This window comes from Flavobacterium aureirubrum, from assembly GCF_038739835.1.
Lineage (GTDB): Bacteria > Bacteroidota > Bacteroidia > Flavobacteriales > Flavobacteriaceae > Flavobacterium > Flavobacterium aureirubrum.
Map to the genome: position 1 here is coordinate 75,628 of NZ_JBCGDO010000005.1, position 16,476 is coordinate 92,103.

Annotated in this window: 16 protein-coding genes and 1 tRNA gene; 12 read left to right on the forward strand and 5 right to left on the reverse strand. The window is 29.7% G+C overall.

Going from position 1 to position 16,476, the window contains the following annotated elements; translation table 11 throughout:
• Positions 1–77: 77 nt before the first annotated feature.
• A tRNA-Pro gene (locus WFZ85_RS05740) sits at positions 78–152 on the reverse strand.
• A 149-nt stretch (positions 153–301) separates the two neighbouring features.
• Here WFZ85_RS05740 and trxB point away from each other — a divergent pair.
• The 8 genes from trxB to WFZ85_RS05780 all read left to right on the forward strand — a co-directional run bounded on the left by trxB (position 302) and on the right by WFZ85_RS05780 (position 8,756).
• Complete coding sequence (trxB, locus tag WFZ85_RS05745) at positions 302–1,246, forward strand: thioredoxin-disulfide reductase (RefSeq protein WP_342695331.1); 945 nt, start codon at positions 302–304, stop codon at positions 1,244–1,246.
• 163 nt (positions 1,247–1,409) lie between these two features.
• Positions 1,410–1,991, forward strand: a complete 582-nt coding sequence (locus WFZ85_RS05750; RefSeq protein ID WP_342695332.1) for a helix-turn-helix domain-containing protein — start codon at positions 1,410–1,412, stop codon at positions 1,989–1,991.
• 88 nt (positions 1,992–2,079) lie between these two features.
• Positions 2,080–2,319 carry a PqqD family protein gene (locus WFZ85_RS05755; protein WP_342695333.1) on the forward strand — a complete coding sequence of 80 codons (240 nt, stop codon included), beginning with the start codon at positions 2,080–2,082 and terminating at the stop codon, positions 2,317–2,319.
• Positions 2,319–3,380 carry an ATP-grasp domain-containing protein gene (locus WFZ85_RS05760; protein WP_342695334.1) on the forward strand — a complete coding sequence of 354 codons (1,062 nt, stop codon included), beginning with the start codon at positions 2,319–2,321 and terminating at the stop codon, positions 3,378–3,380. The genes WFZ85_RS05755 and WFZ85_RS05760 overlap by 1 nt, the downstream gene beginning before the upstream one ends.
• 10 nt (positions 3,381–3,390) lie before the next feature.
• Complete coding sequence (locus WFZ85_RS05765) at positions 3,391–4,752, forward strand: type III PLP-dependent enzyme domain-containing protein (protein ID WP_342695335.1); 1,362 nt, start codon at positions 3,391–3,393, stop codon at positions 4,750–4,752.
• Positions 4,745–6,940, forward strand: a complete 2,196-nt coding sequence (locus WFZ85_RS05770) for an urea transporter (protein WP_342695336.1) — start codon at positions 4,745–4,747, stop codon at positions 6,938–6,940. The genes WFZ85_RS05765 and WFZ85_RS05770 overlap by 8 nt, the downstream gene beginning before the upstream one ends.
• Positions 6,913–8,154, forward strand: coding sequence for a tetratricopeptide repeat protein (locus tag WFZ85_RS05775; protein ID WP_342695337.1), 1,242 nt, complete (start codon positions 6,913–6,915; stop codon positions 8,152–8,154). The genes WFZ85_RS05770 and WFZ85_RS05775 overlap by 28 nt, the downstream gene beginning before the upstream one ends.
• 11 nt (positions 8,155–8,165) lie before the next feature.
• On the forward strand, positions 8,166–8,756 hold the full coding sequence (locus WFZ85_RS05780; RefSeq protein ID WP_342695338.1) for a tetratricopeptide repeat protein: 591 nt from the start codon (positions 8,166–8,168) through the stop codon (positions 8,754–8,756).
• Positions 8,757–8,847: 91 nt separating this feature from the next.
• Here WFZ85_RS05780 and WFZ85_RS05785 read toward each other — a convergent pair whose 3' ends face one another.
• From WFZ85_RS05785 to WFZ85_RS05800, 4 genes are all read right to left on the reverse strand, one after another.
• On the reverse strand, positions 8,848–9,687 hold the full coding sequence (locus tag WFZ85_RS05785; RefSeq protein WP_342695339.1) for a GIN domain-containing protein: 840 nt from the start codon (positions 9,685–9,687) through the stop codon (positions 8,848–8,850).
• A gap of 114 nt (positions 9,688–9,801) precedes the next feature.
• Positions 9,802–10,542 (reverse strand): head GIN domain-containing protein, encoded by a 741-nt coding sequence (locus WFZ85_RS05790; protein ID WP_342695340.1) that lies wholly within the window; start codon positions 10,540–10,542, stop codon positions 9,802–9,804.
• A gap of 2 nt (positions 10,543–10,544) precedes the next feature.
• Positions 10,545–12,311 carry a PspC domain-containing protein gene (locus tag WFZ85_RS05795; protein ID WP_342695341.1) on the reverse strand — a complete coding sequence of 589 codons (1,767 nt, stop codon included), beginning with the start codon at positions 12,309–12,311 and terminating at the stop codon, positions 10,545–10,547.
• A gap of 5 nt (positions 12,312–12,316) precedes the next feature.
• Positions 12,317–12,646: a PadR family transcriptional regulator gene (locus WFZ85_RS05800; protein WP_342695342.1), complete on the reverse strand. Its 330-nt coding sequence runs from the start codon at positions 12,644–12,646 to the stop codon at positions 12,317–12,319.
• Between the two features lie 221 nt (positions 12,647–12,867).
• On the opposite strand from WFZ85_RS05800, the gene WFZ85_RS05805 reads away from it, so the two are divergent.
• The 4 genes from WFZ85_RS05805 to dnaJ all read left to right on the forward strand — a co-directional run bounded on the left by WFZ85_RS05805 (position 12,868) and on the right by dnaJ (position 16,288).
• Complete coding sequence (locus tag WFZ85_RS05805) at positions 12,868–13,320, forward strand: DUF4442 domain-containing protein (RefSeq protein ID WP_342695343.1); 453 nt, start codon at positions 12,868–12,870, stop codon at positions 13,318–13,320.
• A 75-nt stretch (positions 13,321–13,395) separates the two neighbouring features.
• The gene (locus tag WFZ85_RS05810; RefSeq protein ID WP_342695344.1) at positions 13,396–14,298 is read left to right on the forward strand and encodes a TIGR01777 family oxidoreductase; all 903 of its coding nucleotides are present in this window, start codon (positions 13,396–13,398) and stop codon (positions 14,296–14,298) included.
• A 286-nt stretch (positions 14,299–14,584) separates the two neighbouring features.
• A complete protein-coding gene (locus WFZ85_RS05815) occupies positions 14,585–15,154 on the forward strand; it encodes a nucleotide exchange factor GrpE (protein WP_342695345.1) in 570 nt (189 codons plus the stop codon).
• A gap of 9 nt (positions 15,155–15,163) precedes the next feature.
• A complete protein-coding gene (dnaJ, locus tag WFZ85_RS05820; protein ID WP_342695346.1) occupies positions 15,164–16,288 on the forward strand; it encodes a molecular chaperone DnaJ in 1,125 nt (374 codons plus the stop codon).
• Positions 16,289–16,476 lie beyond the last annotated feature (188 nt).

Consider the following 16,476-nt stretch of genomic DNA (forward strand, 5'->3'; position numbering starts at 1 on the left):
ATCGTATTGGAATTTTATTTTTCGATAAATATTCAAATAAAAAAATCCTTTCTAAAAAAATATTAGAAAGGATTAAGTCGGGGTGGCAGGATTCGAACCTGCGGCCTCCTGCTCCCAAAGCAGGCGCGATAACCGGGCTACGCTACACCCCGAAAAAGTTAAATTCGGTTGCAAATATAATCGTAATATTCCGTATTCAAAGAATAATAGGAAATTATTTTTTCATAGCTTTTTCTGATTTTTTAGAATAATATTTTTCATTTTAAAAAGTTACCTTTGCATATAAATTAAAATAAAATTTATGTCAGATACAATTGAAAAAGTAAAATGCTTAATTATAGGTTCTGGACCTGCGGGATACACCGCTGCAATTTATGCTGCAAGAGCTAACATGAATCCTGTTTTGTACCAAGGGACTCAACCTGGTGGCCAATTAACAACCACAAATGAAGTAGAAAATTGGCCAGGAAATCCTGAAGGAATAACTGGACCTGAAATGATGGTTGGTATTCAAGCGCAAGCGCAGCGTTTTGGAACTGATGTTCGTGATGGTTGGGTTACAAAAGTTGATTTTTCTGGAAGTATTCATAAAGTATGGGTAAATGATACGAAGGAAATTCATGCTGAAACGGTTATAATTTCAACAGGTGCTTCTGCTAAATATTTGGGATTGCCTTCAGAACAACATTATTTACAAACTGGTGGTGGTGTTTCTGCCTGTGCAGTTTGTGACGGTTTTTTTTACAGAAATCAAGAAGTGGTAATTGTTGGCGCAGGAGATTCTGCATGTGAAGAAGCACATTATTTATCAAAATTATGCAAAAAAGTAACCATGCTTGTTCGAAGTGATAAATTTAGAGCTTCTAAAATTATGGAAGCTCGTGTCCGCAAAACAGAAAACATAACTATATTAATGAATCACGACACGGTTGAGGTTCTTGGTGATGGTCAAGTCGTGACTGCTGTTAAAGCCAAAAACAAAACTACTGGAACTATTTTTGATATTCCTGCTACTGGTTTCTTTGTCGCTATTGGTCATAAACCTAATACTGAAATTTTTGCTGACTATTTGAAACTAGATGAAACGGGATACATAATTAATAATCCAGGTACTTCCAAAACAAATATTACTGGGGTTTTTGTAGCAGGCGATGCAGCCGATCATGTGTATCGACAAGCTATAACTGCCGCAGGAACTGGCTGTATGGCTGCTCTAGATGCCGAAAGATATTTAGCGTCTTTGTAGTAATTCTAAATAATTGGTTTTGAAAATTTAATTTTTTTGATGTTTATTATATAATTATTTCGTTTCATAAGGATTTTATAGAATAGATTTATTGGGTTACCACAAGTGCTTCTTTTGTATTTCTTCTTGAAACACAAGTCAATTATGTTAATTTATTTAAATTTTGTTACAAGAAAAACTCATCATTCATTTAAAAAACCTTTACACCAAAAGTGGAATAAAGCTATTAGAATTAGTTTTTAACAACATAGATGGGGTTACTGTAAATTATATTTTATTGGGAGAAGTATCATTGTTTTATGACAAAACTAAACTTACCTCACAATACATTTATAAAAAAATTGAAGATTTAGAATTTGTTATTGTTAAAGATGAAAACCTCATTTTGGTTGAAAAAATAAAAATTGCTTGTATAGAACTTATCTATATGGCAAATAATGTAGACTCATTGATTAAAAAATCTAATTATATAAGTGAAAAGTTAGGTTTACCATATAATAAAATAAGCAAGATTTTTTCTGATTTTCAGCCTTATACTTTAGAAAATTACATCATTTTATTGAAAATTGAATGTGTAAAACACATGATCAGAAGAAACGAATATAACTTAAGTGAGATAAGTTATATGATGAATTACAGTAGTGTTCATTATTTGAGTAATCAATTTAAAAAAATAACTGGTTATACAGTTTCTGATTTTAAAAACAATAAAGATTTAAAAATTAAACCTTTAGAAGATATTTAAAATTTTATACATTTTAAATAAAATTTTATAAATATTTTTTGGATAACTCACCCTTTCTTTGCATTATCAATTTTTAAAACTAATAGATATGAGTATATTAAGAAATGTAGCCATAAGTGAAAGTGGCTTTTTGTTTAACCCTACTACTGGCGATTCTTTCACATTAAATGATACCGCTATTCACATTGTTTCTCTATTAAAAGAGAATAAAAATAAAGAAGAAATTATCTCATCAATAGTTGATAAATTTGATGTAGAAAAAAACACTGCTGATAAAGATTATGAAGACTTTGTCTTTAGTTTAAAGTCTTATAAATTATCTAACTAATGAAAATTAAACCAATTTATACGATAGCTGTAACTGGTTTAAATGCCATTGATTCACCAGGTCCAGGCTTTGCAGTGATTAGAAGTTTAAAAGAAGCTAAATCATTTGACGTAAGAATTATAGGATTAAGTTATGAAACTTTAGAACCATTAATTTATTTAAAAGAATATGTAGATAAGACTTATCAAATTCCATTACCTTCAGCAGGGCAAGACATATTGTTAGAAAGGTTAGCTTATATTAATGATATTGAAAACATTCAGTTTCTGTTTCCAAACTTTGATGCAGAATTATTCAACTTTATCAAACTAGAAGACTATATTTCAAAAACTTATGATATAAAAATGGTTTTGCCAACCATGGATCAATTTAATGCCAGACAAAAAACAAGTTTGTATGAATATGGTATAAAAAATGAAATCAATGTGCCAAAATCTGCAAATATTGTTAAAGTTGCTGAAATTGCAACTGAATCAGAAAAATTAGGTTTTCCATTAGCAATAAAAGGTAAATTTTATGATGCCAAAGTAGCCTATAATATTGATCAAGCTATTCAATATTTTAACAAAATCAGTAGTCAATGGGGTTTGCCTATCATTTTACAAGAATTTGTTCATGGTTCTGAAGTAAATGTTTGCGGCGTAGGTGATGGCAAAGGCAAATTAATTGGTGCTGTACCCATGCGAAAATTGTATATAACTGATAAAGGCAAAGCTTGGGCAGGTGTGTCTTTAGATGATCAAGAATTAATAAAAATAACAAAAAAAATGGTTAAAAACACCAAGTGGCGTGGTCCATTTGAATTGGAGTTTATCAAAACATATCAAGATGAAAAACCAGTTTACCATCTAATAGAAATAAATCCTAGATTTCCTGCATGGTGTTATTTAACAACAGGATGTGGTCAAAATCAAGTAGAATCTGTAGTCAATTTAGCCCTTACTGGCAAATGTAAATATTATGAAGAATATGAAGTAGGTCAAATGTTTATTAGATATTCTTATGACCAAATAGTAAATATAAAATCTTTTGAAACAATTAGTACATTAGGCGAATTTTAAATTATAAATCATGGAAAAATTAAAATACGAAAGACCAATCATCAAATCATTAAACACAGGATTAATGAATAAATTTGGCACAAAAACTGAATACAACGCATTAACACACATAGACGGTGTAGCTGTAAGAGACATTATCAAAGACTATGGCTCTCCTACTTTTGTTTATTCTGAAAAGAAAATAAGAGATAACTATCAAGATGCCAAAAGGGCTTTTGAAACAAGATATCCAAAAGTGCAGTTTGCTTGGAGTTATAAAACTTGTTATTTGAATGCAGTTTGTAATATTTATCATCAAGAAGGTTCTTGGGCAGAAGTTGTTTCGAGATTTGAATATGACAAGGCTATTAATAATGGTGTGCCTGGTAATAAAATTATTTTTAATGGTCCAGAAAAAACAGAAGATGATTTAACCACCGCTGTTAAAAATGATAGTTTAATTCATATCGATCATTTTGATGAGTTGTATCTATTAACTCGTATAGCCGAAAATTTGAAGAAAAAGCCTAGAGTAGCCATTAGAGTTAATATGGATACTGGCATTTATCCTATTTGGGATAGATTTGGATTTAATTATGAAAGTGGTCAAGCATGGGAAGCTATCACAAAAATTATCATTTCAGACAAATTGAATTTAGTAGGTTTACATTGTCATATAGGCACCTATATGCTAAGTACCAATGCTTATGCTATTGCAGCCTCTAAACTATCAGATTTAGCATTAGGAATAAAACAAAAATTCAATAAAAGAATAGAATATCTTGATTTAGGAGGAGGTTTTCCGTCTAAAAACACTTTAAAAGGAAGCTATCAAGTAGCTGCTGACTATATTCCAGAAATATCAGAATTTGCAGATGCTATTTGTAATACTTTATTAAACATGGGCTTTCCTTATGACGAATTACCATTTTTATATCTTGAAACAGGCAGAGCATTGATTGATGACGCAGGATTTCTTTTGGGGAGTGTCATTGCTAATAAACGCTTGAGTGATGGAAGAAAAGCTACTATAATGGACTTTGGGGTAAATTTAATGTTTACATCTTTTTGGTATGATCATAAAATTACACCAGCTCAACCATTTGGTTATCATACAGAAGACACAGTGCTATATGGCCCTTTGTGTATGAACATAGATGTGGTAAGAGAAAACATCAACTTACCACCGTTAAATAAGAGCGACCAAGTTGTAGTTCATTATGTAGGAGCCTATTGTATAACCCAAAGTATGCAGTTTATAGCCTTGAGACCTAATGTTGTTTTAATTGATACTAGAGGTCAAACTCATGTGATTAAATCAAGTGATGATTTAGCTATTTTAGAACAAAATGAAAAAAAACCAGCCCATTTGCAAAGTATAGAAAATGAATAAATTAATTAAGCAAAATCTTATCTATTATATTGAAGGAATACTTTTAAGTTTTTCCAACATTATTTTTGCCAATAAAAAATGGGTGGGATTTTGTTTGTTTTTGTTAATTGCTACTTTTCCTATCAAAGCATTTGTTGTATTATCAAGTCTTTTCATTGCTTTATCCCTTTCAAAACTTTTTAATTTTGATAATCAACTTGCTCAAACAGGTACTTTTACTTTTAATACAGTCTTAGTTGCTTTGGGTTTATCTTCAAGATTTTCATGGAGTTTTGACTTTTTAATGCTGTTGTTATTATTTACTACGCTTTCTTTATTTTTAAGTGTATGGCTTTTTTATTATTTTAGTAAAAAAGGCTTACCTTTTTTGGTATTACCATTTTTGATTTGTATGTATATTTTAAGTATTAATCAACAATCTTATGGTCATTTAAATATAACAACTAATATAAGTGATGATTTTTTTTTATTAAAAGATTTTATAAATTATTTTAGGATTAATATTTCTAATGTCTTTTTTGATTATTTTAAAATTCTTTTAAGTTCATTGGCTGCAATTTTTTTTATACCAAGTCAATTTATAGGATTTTGTATTTTAGTCATTATCTTTTTTTATTCAAGAATTAATTTTTTATTAGTTCTTCTAGGATTTAGTATAGGTGTAATTTTCTATTTGAATTTTTTAGGCGATTTTAAAGAGCTTGTTTTTCAAACTATAGGATTTAATTTTATTTTAGTTGCATTAGCACTTGGCGGTTTTTTTATTATTCCTTCTACTAAAGTTTTTTTACTGCAATTTTTTACAGTTTCTTTTTCATGTTTGTTAGTTGGTGCTTTGAATCCATTATTTATTAAAGTTAATTCACCCTTGTATTCATTACCTTTTGTATTAGTTGTTTTGCTATTTTTAACGGTATTAAAATATAGAGAAAAGACCAATAGCATTGAATTAGTTGCTTTTCAACAAGGTAGTCCTGAAGATAATTTATATAAAAATTTTTATTCTAAATTAAGATTTAAAGCTAATACGTTTTTTCATGTGTATCTACCTATTATGGGTGAATGGCGAATGAGTCAAGGCATAGATGGAAAAGTAACACATCTTGGCGATTGGAAACATGCTTTTGATTTTGATATTGTAGATAACAATAATAAAACATATAAAAATCATGGTGCATTTCTAAAAGATTATTTTGCTTATGAGGCACCAGTGATTGCCCCTGTTTCAGGATATGTGGTAAACATTTTAGAAAACATTATTGACAATCCTATAGGGGAAATTAATACTTTAAACAATTGGGGAAATAGCGTTGTGATTAAAATATCAGATAATTTTTATCTTAAAATATCTCATTTATTAAATGGAAGTCTAAAAGTAAAGCTAGATGATTATGTTTATGCGGGTCAAATTATAGGATTATGTGGCAATAGTGGTAGATCACCTGAGCCACATATCCATTTACAATTTCAAACTTCACCCGAAATTGGTGCTAAAACGATAAAATATCCTTTTGCTTATTATTTAACAAAAAACGAAAATGGTCAAAAGTTTCATTCATTTGATTATCCTAAAAAGAATGAGGTTGTAAAAAATATTTTGCCTAATAATTTATTGAAAAATGCTTTTAAATTTTTACCTAATCACCAGATTGAATGGAAAGTAGAAAAAAACAAAAAAATCTATTATAAAAAATGGTTTTTTGGTATTGATGCTTATAATAAATCTTACATTTTAGACGAAAGCACTCAAGCTATAGCTTATTTTAAAAATGATGGTATTTTATTTTATTTCTATGATTATTTTGGTTCAAAAAATACTGAGTTATTTCAATTTTATTTAGCACATCAAAAAGTTTTGCTTGGAGTTTATAAATCAGTAGAAGTAAGTGATTGGATTATTCCAAATTTTGTTATTCCAAAATATTTACAATGGTTTTTTGATTGTTTTGCACCATTTATCCAAATCGTAAAAGCAAAATATCATAATGAAATTAAAGAGATTGACAACGAACAAAATCCGAGTCAAATTGTTTTACATTCTAAAATAATTTCATCATTTTTCAATTATAAAAGAAAATATTTTCAATCAAAAACAATCATTTTTAATGATACTATACAGTCTTTAAACATCCAAAAAAACAATCAAAACATCAACTTATCATGTTTAAAAATTTCGGCTATTGCTTAATTTTTCTTTTTCAATTAGGTTGGTCACAAAAAACAGAAGAGAATTTAGTTTTTTTAGCAAATTTTTATACCAATCAGCAAAATTGGGAACAATTAGAAAAACTAGAATATAGAATTTTAGCTTCAAATAATGCTGATTTATTTAGCACTTTAGGTAAATTATATTATAGTAAAAACGACTTAAAAAAAGCCGAAAAATATTTTAAACAATCTTATCAAATAAATAAAAACCGTGAAATAGATTTAGAATATTTTTTTACGCTTTATTTACAGGGATATGTGCAAGAAGCCAACTTTCTTAGAAAAAAACTTAGCACAGCTAATCTAAATTACACAAATATCCATTTTCCGCAAAAAACTATGAATTATTTGGCATTAGAAGGAGGTATAAAAGTAATTGAAGATAAAAATTTAGGTGGTAATTTGAATTATGGCTCATTGATGATGGGATTAAATTTAACTTCTCAAACAACTTTAGATATTGGAGGAAATTATATATCCCAAAAAATAAATCAAGGTGATTTAAAACAACAGGAAGCACATTTAGGTGCATTTATAAATATAAAAAACTATTTTCAAATCAATCCTGCTATACATTTTACACAAGCTACTTATAATGGTATTTCTGATAACACTAATTATGAAGGAAAGTCAAATTTTTATAATGGTTCATTAAGCATAAGCAAAAGAATTAGAAATTTTACGATTAGTCCTAATATTGGCTATATCTTTGGCAAGAATGAAATTAATTATACTTTTGATCAAAGTATTACACAAAAAGCTTTTCAATATGGTTTAGGCTTGCATTATAAATTAAAATTGTCTCAAAATCTCTATTGGACAATTTCACCGAGTTTTTATCAAATTAATCAGAATAATAGAACTATATCAAAAGACGAAAATAGTGAGGATGAAACTTCAGAAGATATTAAAGGTCAAGCCATTGCAATAAATACAACTTTTTACTATAAGAAATTTATTTTAGGCTTTGATTATTTAAAAAAAGACAACAACTTATTTTCATTATATCATGCTAAATATTTTTATAACTTTCCTGGCGAAATTAAATATAACTTATCAAGTACGCTTGGTTATCAAATTAATTCTAATTTTAATCTCTATATAACAGCACAAAAAGAACAAAATATTAGAACTTATGACAATCTATCATTTAATTATAACAATTATTTTTTAACATTAATCTATAAATTTTAATTAGTATCCTTATGAAGAGTATTTTTTTAACATTAATTATTTTTATTTCTGTGAATGTATTTTCACAAAACAAAGCAAATTTTGCTAAGAGTTATGAGTTAGAATACAAATTAGATTATGATGGTGCTATAAATGCCATAAAATCTGAATCTTCTAATTATTTTGGTGCAGCAAGATTAGGTTATTTGTATTTTACAGCAAAGAATTATAAATCTGCAATAGATGCTTATAAACAGGCCATTTCATTAAATGGAAAAAGTATTGAAGCCCATTTAGGCCTTGCAAACGTTTATTATGCCAATCAAAACTGGAAAGAATTGGATGACAATTATTCTAAAATTTTAACAATTGATCCAACTAATTATACTGCTGGTTATAACTTAGCATTATCAAAATATAACCAAAAGCAATACACACAGGCGGAAACATTGATTACAAAAGTTGTTAATTTATATCCCTTTGATTATTCAGCCAATTTGTTAATGGCTGGAACAAAATTAAGTTTAGGCAAATTAAATGATGCTAAAACCTTTTATAATAATGTTTTAATTATTAGTCCTTCAGATACTATAGCTACAGAAACCTTAAGTCAGTTGAAGTAATTGAAATTTATAAATAAAAAGGAAAGTTTGTCTGCTAAAATAATATGCTATACCAAAAAAATACTTATAAAATAACCTTTGTGGAAGAAAACTATTTAACTAATTGTTTTTTAAATAGTGATGCATTTTCAATAAATCGAATAATTTCTATCTTAGTTGGTTCGCCAAAAAGCTTTATTTCACTGGTTCCCGATGCGTTTAAGGTTAGGATGTTATTAACATTTATGGTGTTCTTAGAATCATTATTAGTTTCTAATATTGCATTTTTAGTTATCAATTTTTTTCCCATAAATTCTGAATTATTATCTTGGCGTACTTTTAAATTAACCACCTCACCTTCTATCTCGGCTGATGATTTTTGATACATATCAAATCGCATGTCAATAGATGAAATTAATCCCTTTACGTATGCATTTTTACTTAAGTCAATAGCAGTTTTATCTGAATTTAGGTTTAATTCTACTTTGGATTTATCATTAGCCATCAAGGTAAAATCTTTTGTTTTTGCATTCAAAAACAATTTGGAATAATCATAACATTTAAAGGTGATAGTATTCAAAACTATATCTGATAAAGCAGTCACATTGGTTTCGTCTTTTACAATTACCATGTTAAAAGTATCAGTGTAAGTTATACGAACACTCAATTTTTTATAGCTTGAAAGGTCTTTTGATGTTGATATTCTGAGATTTTTACCAGTAAGTTTGTATTCAATAAATTCGATTAAATTGTCATCAGCTTCAATTTCAAGACCACATTCTTTTCCTTTAACCAAAAAAACATCTAGGTTATCTTCTACTTCTATACTTTCGAAATTTTCGACTTGTTTTTGTTCAAGTTTAACAATTTTAGAACCTTTTACTTTTTCTTTATTCTGTGCAAATGTTATACTTGAGATAAAAAGTAGGGATAGTGTTATTATTTTTTTCATAAATTTATATAATGATTGTTTTACATCGTTCATTTTTATCGTCGTATGAACGTGTCTCTTGTGTCAAAAATAGAAAAAAAAACATCCCAATTTTCATTGAGATGTTATATAAATTTATTCTTTTGTAACACTTCCGCCAGAACTTTCATTTTTTATGATAGTTTTAGGTGAAGAATTAAAAGTAATTAAACCTCCACTACTTGCTTCTGCATTTAAACTTATAAGTGGGTGAACTTCTGTTGTGCTTCCGCTCGACGCTTGAGAAATTACATCGTTAGCAAGTAAATTTTTTGCTTCAATACTACTTCCGCTACTTGATACAGTGCTAAACTTTAAAGCTTTTCCAGTTATATTTAAAGTACTTCCGCTGGTGGACTCACAAGTAATATTATCATATTCTAAATTTAGTTTGTTTGAACTTCCGCTTGTAGTTTCAATACGAATGTCATTTCCTTGTATCATTCCTTTTGAACTTACTGTTGAACCACTTGATGCTTCAATTGACTTTAAATTGGGCAATCTAACAAGAATATTTTTTGCAGTTGCTTCATCTATATTGTCGTCTGATGTAATGTATAAAATTCCGTTTTGAACTTTAGTTGTAATATGATTTTGCAAGTTTTCGTCGGCCTCTACTTCGATAAAGAAGGAGTCTGATTGTTCAATAGTGACATTTAGTCCGCGACTAATATCAACCTTTTCAAAATTATTTTCAACACGTCTTACTTCTTTGGTGACGCTACCATTACCATCAATGCCATTATTGAAATCAATTTTTGAATTGCACGATGTGAGTAGTATTGTGACAATAATTGTCAGGAATATTTTGCTGCTAAAAAGGATAAATTTAATCATGATTATTTAGTTTTAATAATTGTTCCGTCTTTTCCAATCGATAGTCTACTGTTGCTTTCCTTTTTAACAGGCGAAGCAGTTTCATTTATAATTACGTTTAGTCCATTAACTTTGACAGTTGTAGTTACTGTACTATCTTTTACAGAGCTATTAGTTTGGATGTCTATTTCTTCTCCATTTTCAGTTGTACTTGAATTATTTTCATTTGATGGACAATTCAAACATTTTAATTCTGTATTTTCAACTTTATACATATAGCCTTCGGGACCATAAAAGTAGTCAAAATCTGATTCTGAACCATTAAGGTAATTTGTTACATTTTCCGCTGGATAATAAACGATTCCATTTGGTAAATATAAGTAAATATCTACTCTTTGATTTCGTAACTTATTTCCAGTAGCTGTTAAGAAATAGTTGTCCAATAGTATTTCATTTCCAATAATTTTGAAGTTGTATGCTATTTTTTCAGCTCTACCATTAGCTTCATCAAACGATTTGCCATTCGCTTTTTTCTCAATTTGAATATAAGGTGTAACTCTATCGGTTCTTTTCAAGTGAAGATGCACATTATTAGAATAAATTATTGCATGACCTGCTGAATCTTGCGTAATCCTGAAATCATCTTTTTCGTTTATACTTTTTGAAAAAAAGTCATTGTATTTGAATTGCACTTTTATTGTATCTGTGGCGGTGATACCAATAGTTTCTTTTTGAACTGATTTACCTGAATAGGCTAGTTGATTAAATTCATTTATTCCTAAGGCAATCAAAATCCCCACAGCAATAATCCAAATAGACAGTAAACTATATCGCGCGACATTTCCTAACGATTTTAAATTAGTAACCAATAACTTCAAACCAAGAAGTAATATAAAAAATAAGGGTATTCCTGCCGCTAAAAAGAATAACACTCCTTGTGCCCACAAAGGTGTTTCAAGTCCTAAAGGTGTGCTGATAAATTCTACAACTTTGTTTTCAGGCATTGACGAGGAAAAAATCATAACTACTGATGCAACGCACACAGCTATCAGGAAGATAGAAGTCAGAAAAACAATGAATGCACCTAAAATTTTAGCAAATACATTGAAAATATTTGTTACGACTTCGCTGACACCGTTCGCAAATTTATTTGCACCCGATTGAATCTCGTTGCCTACTTTATTATAATCGGCATTTTTAAATTTATTGGACACAGTATCAAATTCTTCTCTAACTTTTTTTTCGATAGAAGCAATAGTAACTGGTTCGCCTGTCATTTCAAGTTTTTCACTGGTAGTTATTGCTTTAGGCATAGCAATCCAAAGTATGATATAGGCAATAAAACCTGTTCCAAATCCAAAAAATAAAATCAAAAATAAAATTTTAATAAAAACGGCATCAATCCCAAAATAATGTCCAAGACCTGTACAAACCCCAGCAATAGTTCCTCTGTCTTTATCGCGATAGAGTTTTCTTGTTTTAGTAGTATTATAATTAGATCCAGCATTTTTTTCTTCGCTATCATCATCCAAACGATAGTCTTCAGGTTGACCCATTATTACGATAACTTCATCAACATCTTTATTATTGATTACATGTTTGTCGCTTTTTTGTTTTTCAGTGAGCAATTCGGCAACACGCATTTCAATATCTTTCATAATTTCGTCTTTTCCAGATGAATTTGAAAGTGAACGTTTTATTGCGTCAAAGTACCGACTTAATTTTTGGTATGCATCTTCATCAATATGAAAGAATAAACCACCGATATTAATATTTACTGTTTTGTTCATGATTGTTAATTTTGATTGGTTATGATGTTTACAGCATCAGAAAGTTCTGTCCAAGTACTGTTTAATTCAGTTAAAAATGTTTTTCCTAATTCGGTTAATCCATAATACTTTCGCGGTGGTCCAGATGTTGACTCTTCCCACCGATAATTGAGTAAACCGTCGTTTTTTAGTCTAGTTAACAGTGGATATACTGTTCCTTCTACCACAAGTAATTTTGCGTTTTTTAAAGTGTCTAATATTTCAGAGGTATAAGCATCCTTTTCTTTTAAAACTGATAAGATGCAAAACTCTAAAACACCTTTTCGCATTTGAGCTTTTGTGTTTTCAATGTTCATGATACATAATTTGTTTTTTTGATTACTATTCGTTTTTTGATTGATGATGAAACGTTCCGCTTTTAATTACTATTGATAAGCTATTAATTTCTTATACAAAGATACAATCAAAAAAAGATACTATGCAATACAAAGTACTTAAATTTAACAAAATATTAACTTTTAAATACAGGGTAAAGTTTTTTAGTAAAGTTGTATTTTTACAAGCAAATAGCGACATAATGAATTTATCTCCATCAAAATTAAATACCTTTTTATTTTTCAAACTACCATCTGCTTTTTGGTGTGGTGTGAGAGTGAAATCAATTTCAAATGATACTTGCGTTGTAGCAGTAAAACATCGATGGTTCAATCAAAATCCATTTAATTCGATGTATTTTGCAGTGCAAGCCATGGCAGCTGAACTCACTACAGGCGCATTGGTCATGTTGAAAATAAAGAATAGTGGAAGAAAAATTTCCATGTTAGTAGCTAACAATAACGGTAACTTTACTAAAAAAGCAACAGGAATAATAACTTTTTCATGCCATGATGGTCATTTAATTGATGAAGCGATACAACGAACAATTGCAACTGGCGACGGTCAAACATTTTGGATGAAATCCATTGGGGTGAATGAAAAAATGGAGCAAGTTTCTGAATTAAATTTTGAATGGAGTATTAAATTAAAGTAATAAACAAAAGTTAAACCCTTTGTAATTGGTCTTGTAATAAGTATGTTGTTTGTAATTTTGTAAAAATACTTATTGATGAAAATTTTAATTACAGGTGCAACAGGATTGATAGGAAGTGAGTTAGTAAATCTACTACTTGAAAAAAAACATACGGTACATTTTTTAACAACTTCAAAATCTAAAATTGTCAATCAACCAAATTTTCAAGGATTTTATTGGAATCCGCAAGAAGGAAAAATAGACGAACGTTGTTTACATGAAGTGGACGTAATTGTACATTTAGCTGGAGCGACGATAGCAAAGCGTTGGACAAAAGCCTACAAGCAAGAAATAATTGAAAGTAGGACTTTATCTAGCGAACTACTTTTTAATTTAGTCAAAAAAGTTCCCAATCAAGTCAAACAAGTAGTAACAGCATCTGGTACAGCAATATATCCGGAAAGTTTTTCAAAAATATACGATGAAAATACTATTGATTCCGAGGACAGCTTTTTATCTAATGTAGTTAAAAAATGGGAAGAAAGCGTTGACACTTTTAATACGTTGGGAATTCAAGTTTGCAAACTGCGCACAGGAATTGTTTTTTCTAACAAAGGTGGTGCGTTGCCAGAGATGGTTGCACCTGTAAAACTTGGTTTTGGTGCAGCTCTAGGCTCAGGGAAACAAGTGCAGTCCTGGATACACCTTTCTGATTTGGTGGCTATGTATTATTTTGTGATTGAACATAAACTAGAAGGAATTTATAATGCAGTTTCTCCGCAGCCAGTTTCTAATAAGCAACTCACACAGACGATAGCCAAAACTTTAAAAAAATCGTTGTGGTTGCCAAATATCCCCGAATTTGTCATGAAATTATCGTTAGGCGAAATGTCTTATCTATTGTTTTCAAGTAAAAAACTCAGTTCAAAGAAAATAGAAGATGCCGGATTTCAATTTCAATTCCCCAATGTTGAAGTAGCAATAGGAAATTTATATTAAAAAAAATGCTGTCTTCAGACAGCATTTTTTTTATAAAAAACCTTGAATTAATAATTTTACAATTAACAACTAGTACTATTAGTTATTGAATTACAACCTTTAATTCAAATGTAAATAAAACGAAAACGTAATAGTCATAATTTTTTATTAAAATTTGATTAATTCTTAATTTTTCATTCACTCATTTTTTTTGACTTTATAAACAAAATAAACAAAAACAATGACAATTTGACATTTTTAAATATTTGGCAGTACTTTTGTTCACCAGTGGTAAGAATTAAAAAAAATGAAAATCAAGAATATTTTTAAAAATAAATCAGAAATGGACACCGAAAGTACAAATAAGGAAGTTATCGAAAATGAAACTGAAAACGTTGTTAATGAGATAGAAACTGCCGAAGAATTAAGCATTGAAGCGAAATTAGAGGAAGATTTAGCAAATGAAAAAGATAAATTTCTCAGACTTTTTGCTGAGTTTGAAAACTTCAAAAAAAGAACTACGAAAGAACGTATTGATTTGTTTAGAACTGCCAATCAAGAAGTACTTCAAGCCATGTTGCCTGTATTAGATGATTTTGATAGAGCGATGGTCCAAATCTCGAAATCTGAGGATGAAATTCTATTGAAAGGTGTGGAATTAATTTACGAAAAATTAAAAAGCACCCTTGTTTCAAAAGGTTTAGAACAAGTTGATATTAAAGCAGGAGATGTTTTTGATGCTGACTTTGCCGAAGCAATTACCCAAATTCCTGCGCCAAGTCCTGATTTAAAAGGTAAAATAGTAGATGTAATTGAAAAAGGATATAAACTGGGTGACAAAATTATTCGTTTTCCAAAAGTTGTGATTGGACAATAAGAAGAAATTATGAGCAAGAAAGATTTTTACGAAGTTTTAGGCGTTTCAAAAAGCGCTTCGCCAGAGGAAATAAAAAAAGCGTATCGCAAGAAAGCCATAGAATTTCACCCTGACAAAAACCCTGGAAATAAAGAAGCCGAAGAAAACTTTAAAACAGCCGCTGAGGCGTATGAAGTTTTAAGTGATGCTGATAAAAAAGCAAAATACGATCAATATGGTCACGCTGCTTTTGACGGAAACGGCGGTTTCGGTGGTGGACATCACATGAACATGGACGATATCTTTAGTCAATTTGGAGATATTTTTGGTGGAGCTTTTGGCGGTGGTGGTTTTGGCGGTTTCGGTGGAAACTCTGGTGGACAACGCAGAGTTAAAGGAAGCAACTTACGTATTAAAGTGAAATTAACTTTAGAGGAAATTGCTAATGGTGTGGAGAAAAAAGTAAAAGTAAAACGCAAAGTACAAGCTGCTGGTGTAAAATACAAAACATGTTCAACATGTAACGGACAAGGTCAAGTATTACGTGTTACCAATACCATTTTAGGCAGAATGCAATCGGCTACAACTTGTCACGTTTGTGGTGGAACTGGCCAAACTATAGAAAGCAAACCTTCAAACGCCGACTCGCAAGGAATGGTTCTAGAAGACGAAACCGTTTCAATCAAAATTCCTGCCGGAGTGGTCGATGGTATGCAACTTAAAGTTTCTGGAAAAGGAAATGACGCACCAGGAAATAGCATCGCAGGGGATTTAATTGTCGCAGTTGAAGAATTAGAACACGAATTTTTAAAACGTGAAGGCGAAAATTTACACTACGATTTATACATCAGTATTGCAGAAGCGGTACTTGGAGCTTCTAAAGAAATAGATGCTATCAATGGAAAAGTGAGAATTAAGTTAGAAGAAGGAATACAATCTGGAAAAATTTTACGATTGAAAGGAAAAGGAATTCCAAGTTTAAATAGTTATGGAAGTGGCGATTTATTGGTACATGTAAACGTTTGGACACCTAAAACTTTATCAAAAGAACAACGTCAATTTTTTGAAAGAAACCTCAATGATGACAACTTTATTCCCCATCCAGAAAAGGGCGATAAATCTTTTTTTGAAAAAGTAAAAGATATGTTTTCGTAATTAAAAAATTAGTTTTACTTTTGACTGTTATTTGGAAACAAGTAATTTCTTTTTCATAGCAATTTTTCCCATCCTTTTGTAAAAATTAGGGTGGGTTTTTTTTTGTAACAAAAATTCTCCATTGCTTACTTATTCTTTACTTTTACAAAATTCAATAACAATAGCAATAACAATATCAATAACCGTAT

What these genes read in the sequence shown, in the direction of transcription:
- WFZ85_RS05760 (WP_342695334.1), top strand. Translation starts at nt 2,319, where the DNA reads ATGAAAATTAAACCAATTTATACGATAGCTGTAACTGGTTTAAATGCC.
- WFZ85_RS05805 (WP_342695343.1), top strand. Translation starts at nt 12,868, where the DNA reads ATGAATTTATCTCCATCAAAATTAAATACCTTTTTATTTTTCAAACTA.
- WFZ85_RS05770 (WP_342695336.1), top strand. Translation starts at nt 4,745, where the DNA reads ATGAATAAATTAATTAAGCAAAATCTTATCTATTATATTGAAGGAATA.
- WFZ85_RS05780 (WP_342695338.1), top strand. Translation starts at nt 8,166, where the DNA reads ATGAAGAGTATTTTTTTAACATTAATTATTTTTATTTCTGTGAATGTA.
- trxB (WP_342695331.1), top strand. Translation starts at nt 302, where the DNA reads ATGTCAGATACAATTGAAAAAGTAAAATGCTTAATTATAGGTTCTGGA.
- WFZ85_RS05790 (WP_342695340.1), bottom strand. Translation starts at nt 10,542, where the DNA reads ATGATTAAATTTATCCTTTTTAGCAGCAAAATATTCCTGACAATTATT.
- WFZ85_RS05755 (WP_342695333.1), top strand. Translation starts at nt 2,080, where the DNA reads ATGAGTATATTAAGAAATGTAGCCATAAGTGAAAGTGGCTTTTTGTTT.
- WFZ85_RS05815 (WP_342695345.1), top strand. Translation starts at nt 14,585, where the DNA reads ATGAAAATCAAGAATATTTTTAAAAATAAATCAGAAATGGACACCGAA.
- WFZ85_RS05795 (WP_342695341.1), bottom strand. Translation starts at nt 12,311, where the DNA reads ATGAACAAAACAGTAAATATTAATATCGGTGGTTTATTCTTTCATATT.
- WFZ85_RS05810 (WP_342695344.1), top strand. Translation starts at nt 13,396, where the DNA reads ATGAAAATTTTAATTACAGGTGCAACAGGATTGATAGGAAGTGAGTTA.
- dnaJ (WP_342695346.1), top strand. Translation starts at nt 15,164, where the DNA reads ATGAGCAAGAAAGATTTTTACGAAGTTTTAGGCGTTTCAAAAAGCGCT.
- WFZ85_RS05800 (WP_342695342.1), bottom strand. Translation starts at nt 12,646, where the DNA reads ATGAACATTGAAAACACAAAAGCTCAAATGCGAAAAGGTGTTTTAGAG.
- WFZ85_RS05785 (WP_342695339.1), bottom strand. Translation starts at nt 9,687, where the DNA reads ATGAAAAAAATAATAACACTATCCCTACTTTTTATCTCAAGTATAACA.
- WFZ85_RS05775 (WP_342695337.1), top strand. Translation starts at nt 6,913, where the DNA reads ATGTTTAAAAATTTCGGCTATTGCTTAATTTTTCTTTTTCAATTAGGT.
- WFZ85_RS05765 (WP_342695335.1), top strand. Translation starts at nt 3,391, where the DNA reads ATGGAAAAATTAAAATACGAAAGACCAATCATCAAATCATTAAACACA.